This is a genomic window from uncultured Gimesia sp. (assembly GCF_937919775.1).
Taxonomy (GTDB): Bacteria; Planctomycetota; Planctomycetia; order Planctomycetales; family Planctomycetaceae; genus Gimesia.
On the sequence record NZ_CALFPF010000378.1, the window covers coordinates 1 to 3829 of the forward strand.

The window sequence follows — 3829 nt, forward strand, 5'->3', positions numbered from 1 at the left end:
AAACGCTCTTGATGTACTTGGGTTTGTCCCATTCGAAGACATCTTGAATCTCCAGAGTGGCAACGATCTCGCCGGCAGGATTGGTGAGCGCGACTTTTTGACCGCTGGCCAGTGTGGCGGCCAATGCGGAAGTCACAGGCAGCGACAGAGGAATCGTCCAGGCATATTGCTTGCCGTTCACTTCAATGCAGGCTTCGTCGAGCACACGGTTGAATACTTCACCCGTCATCGGACCGGTCAGGGGACTGAGTGTGCCGTCTCCCAGACGATACACGGTCGATAAATCAGCCGCAGAAACAGGTACTTTGGGAAGTGTTGCTGCTTCGGCTTTGAAGCTTTCAATTTCCGCCGCAGGAACTGTACAACAGACAGGTTCGCTCAAACCTCCATGAGGGGCAATTAGGTCAGCCATCGTTTGAATTCTCAATTTTGACAAAAGGGTTTTCGATCTAACGCCAACCTCATGGCGTCTCTACTAGCGAAATTAGGGAAACGCATGGAAAACTTCAAGCAACAGACGGGGGGATTCACCGAATTCAAAAAACTCTCCCGTTTCAGATCGTTTTCTGACGTCTTCAGCCCCTCAAACCCGCCTTCTGCAGCAGAGTATTCGTCGATTCATAGGCTTCCCGGACCCAATCTTCGATTTTGTCCGGTTCAGGCGAATATTCCAGTTCCAGCGAAATCGCCCCCTCGATGTTCAGTTTTTTGATTTCGTTCAGATAGGCTTCGAAGGGCACCACTCCCCTGCCCGGCGGCAAATCCCCGTGTACTTTGCCGTCGCAATCAGAGATATGCACGTGCGTGGCTTTCCCCTCTAATTTCCGGAGTTCTTCCGGTTTTACATCCGCTAACAGCAGGTGAGAAATATCAATATTCGCCTTTAAAGCCGGATGATTGACCTCATCTACAAAACGCACCATCGCATCGACGCTGTTCAATAAGGAAAGCGGAAACGGTTCCAGTTCGAGCGCAATTTCCAGCCCCAGATTCTCCGCGTAACCTGCCAGAATCTGGCATTGTTCGACGCCCAGTTTCCATTGCGCTTCGGGAGGGATCACTTCCCGGTTCCAGATGTATTCGCCGAGCACGAGCAGCAGGTTTTTCGCCTCGTATTCATAACACAGATCCAGGTAATCCTTCACTCGCTGCAGATGAAAACGTTGCACACTCGGATTGAAATCGATTAAACCGACCGCAACACAACATACGGAAACAATCGGCAGGTCTAAACGAACGCACGTATCCTTGACCAGTTTTCGTTCGCGGATATCCACATCGAGCGGATCAATGAAAATATCAACACAGTCGAAACCGATCTCTTTTGTCTTCTGCAATCCCCAGGCAGTATCGCGACCGGCTTGCGCCCAGGCCGAGTTAATCATTCCGAGTTTCATAGAGTTCCTTTCACACCTGCAGCTGATTTGCCGTTTTTCCTGTGATATTAAGATAGCAGGCCGCTTGCAGAGGGAAAAGCCATTGATCAGAATGAGATTCACCCGACTCAAGCGATTCCCATTCGAACGAGGATGAATCAAGCGATGGATCTCAATTTATCAGGCACCTCTGCTGTGATTACAGGCGGTGCCAGTGGCATTGGACTGGTCACGGCCCGCACGTTTGCCGAAGAAGGAGTCCAGCCCGTTCTCTGGGATCGGACCGATCAGGTCCATCGCATTGCCGATCAATTGAGTGAAGCAACCGGGCAGACCGTGCTCGGATTTCAGGTCGATATCACCGATTACACTGCCGTTCAGGAAATCGCGAAACAGACACTGAATCGGGTTTCGCAAATCGATCATCTGGTCCATGCGGCTGCGATCGGCTCGGGAAAATTCGGTTTTCCCTTTACCAACCTGACCCCCGCTGACTGGCCGCGTGTGTTTGAAGTCAACATGCAGGGGATGGTGAATGTGGCGCATGCCGTCACGCCACTCATGCAACAGGCTGGCACAGGCTGTATGACTTTCATCAGTTCGATTGCCGGTCAAATCGGCTCGCAGACAGATCCGCCTTACAGCGCTTCCAAAGCAGCCAACATTAACTTTGCACAATGTATGGCGAAAGATCTGGCACCCGCTGGAATTCGAGTCAATTCCGTCTGCCCCGGAATGGTACAGACCCCCCTGAATCAATCGGTCTGGAAAGCCTGGAATGATCGTCAGGCGAAGGCAGATCAAAAAACTTATGAGCAATGGGCCGGCGAAAAGATTAAACAGTTGGTACCGCTCCAGCGCTGGCAGACTCCCCAGGACATCGCGAATATGATCGTGTTTCTCAGCTCCGATCGCGCGGCTCAAGTCACCGGACAAACCATCAATGTGGATGGTGGATTTGTCATGCACTGGTGAAATCGTGCGGGTATAAAAAACTCAAGCCCCACGCAAAGAATTCTGTTGAGACAGAACCATCTACGAGGGGCTGTTTTAGAGCGAGAACGCTGATTATTCAGCAGCGGGCTTTTTGTTTGCAATTTTTGCCAGCCGTGATTTAGTACGGGCAGCGGCATTCTTATGAATGATACCTTTGGCAGCAGCCTGATCAATCTTTTTAGATGCTTTCTGCAGTGCAGTCACAGCAGTCTGAGAATCATCTCCGGCGATCGCAGTGCGGGCAATTTTGATGGTGTTTCTTAATTCGGAACGGGTAGAACGGTTACGAAGACGACGAGCATCACTTTTTCGCAGGGCTCTTTTGGCACTTCTTGTGTTTGGCATTTTTCGACTTAAGTATTTTCTGAGTAACTATTTACAATACAAAACGACTTCCATCTGTTTAAGACAGTCGCCACTATAAAATCTCAGGCAGAACAGGAGCTTAACAACCTCCAAGTCGTTATTCCAGCCATTCCGAGCTGCAAAAATCACCTTTTTTCAGGAATTTCCGGAAAACGACCATACATTCAGACATTACCGGACTGAAGTTTTTCCAGTCGCTCACGTGCATCCCGATAGTCATAATCGACCGCCAGAATCTCGCTGTAATGGTCGTCTGCTTTTTCCTTTTCCTTCGACTCTTCATACAGCCGGGCCAGCAGATAGTGTGATTCTTTGTAAATCTCCGGCTTATCATCCGGGGAAAGCTTGGGCAGTGCCTTCTCGAACTGCCTTTTGGCAAGTTCTTTTTTACCATCTGCAAAGAAACATTTCCCCAAGGCAACCAGGGCATCCGCACTGATGCGTGTGTCTTTGACCGCCTGTTGCAATAAAGAGATGGCCGACGACCATTTTTTCAATCGGATAAAGCGTTGTGCTAATTCATATTTCACGCGCATGTCAGCCGGATAACGTTCTACCCGTTTGGTGAAGACTTCAATTTCGCGTTTAATCAAAGCTTTGCTGATTAAGGTAACCTCTTTCTTGGCATCCGCATCTTCATTATTTCGATTGAATTTATCCTTCGCATCGATCAGTTGTTCGCGTAACAGATCCAGATCCACATCTTCAACCTGTTCGCCAATATTGGAATCCTTTCCGGAAAGCTCGTATGCTTTTTCGTAATGTTCCTTGGCTTCGACCAGCTTTCCATCACGACGATAAAAGTCGGCCAGTTTCAGGTAAGGATCCTTATTTTCCGGTTCTTTTCGGATCGAGCGCAGGAGATCGGCTTCCTGTGATTGCCCCGGACCATCGGGAGCCCCCCCTTTTTGCGCTTGGCGCCTTTGTTCGGGCGTGGCGCGCCCTTCATCATAGGCGGACTGGCGTTTGACGTTGCTTGATTTATCAGCGCCTTCATATCCGCCCCGAACGCGGGTCTCCGTCGCCATCAGCGCAGTCACCTTGGTGCGTGCCTGCCCATCCAATGGATCCAGCCGGAGCGCCATTTCCCA

The 3829-nt window shown here is 50.1% G+C and carries 4 protein-coding genes and 1 pseudogene; 1 reads left to right on the forward strand and 4 read right to left on the reverse strand.

The window, feature by feature from the left end:
• Together Q0294_RS10325 and Q0294_RS10330 are read right to left on the reverse strand one after the other, a co-directional pair.
• Positions 1 to 412, reverse strand: a pseudogene (locus tag Q0294_RS10325) (sulfate adenylyltransferase); the annotation flags it as partial.
• A 163-nt stretch (positions 413 to 575) separates the two neighbouring features.
• Positions 576 to 1397, reverse strand: a complete 822-nt coding sequence (locus Q0294_RS10330; RefSeq protein ID WP_299464400.1) for a sugar phosphate isomerase/epimerase — start codon at positions 1395 to 1397, stop codon at positions 576 to 578.
• A gap of 144 nt (positions 1398 to 1541) precedes the next feature.
• On the opposite strand from Q0294_RS10330, the gene Q0294_RS10335 reads away from it, so the two are divergent.
• Entirely contained in the window at positions 1542 to 2351 is an 810-nt protein-coding gene (locus Q0294_RS10335; protein WP_299464403.1) for an SDR family oxidoreductase, read from the forward strand.
• 93 nt (positions 2352 to 2444) lie between these two features.
• On the opposite strand, the gene rpsT is transcribed toward Q0294_RS10335, so the two are convergent.
• Positions 2445 to 2717, reverse strand: a complete 273-nt coding sequence (rpsT, locus tag Q0294_RS10340) for a 30S ribosomal protein S20 (protein WP_299464406.1) — start codon at positions 2715 to 2717, stop codon at positions 2445 to 2447.
• 185 nt (positions 2718 to 2902) lie between these two features.
• On the reverse strand, positions 2903 to 3829 hold a 927-nt coding region (locus tag Q0294_RS10345; protein WP_299464409.1), incomplete at its 5' end, for a tetratricopeptide repeat protein.

Bases quoted from the DNA above. Each gene is read 5' to 3' on its own strand.
- Q0294_RS10330 (WP_299464400.1), bottom strand. From the start codon at position 1,397: ATGAAACTCGGAATGATTAACTCGGCCTGGGCGCAAGCCGGTCGCGAT.
- Q0294_RS10335 (WP_299464403.1), top strand. From the start codon at position 1,542: ATGGATCTCAATTTATCAGGCACCTCTGCTGTGATTACAGGCGGTGCC.
- rpsT (WP_299464406.1), bottom strand. From the start codon at position 2,717: ATGCCAAACACAAGAAGTGCCAAAAGAGCCCTGCGAAAAAGTGATGCT.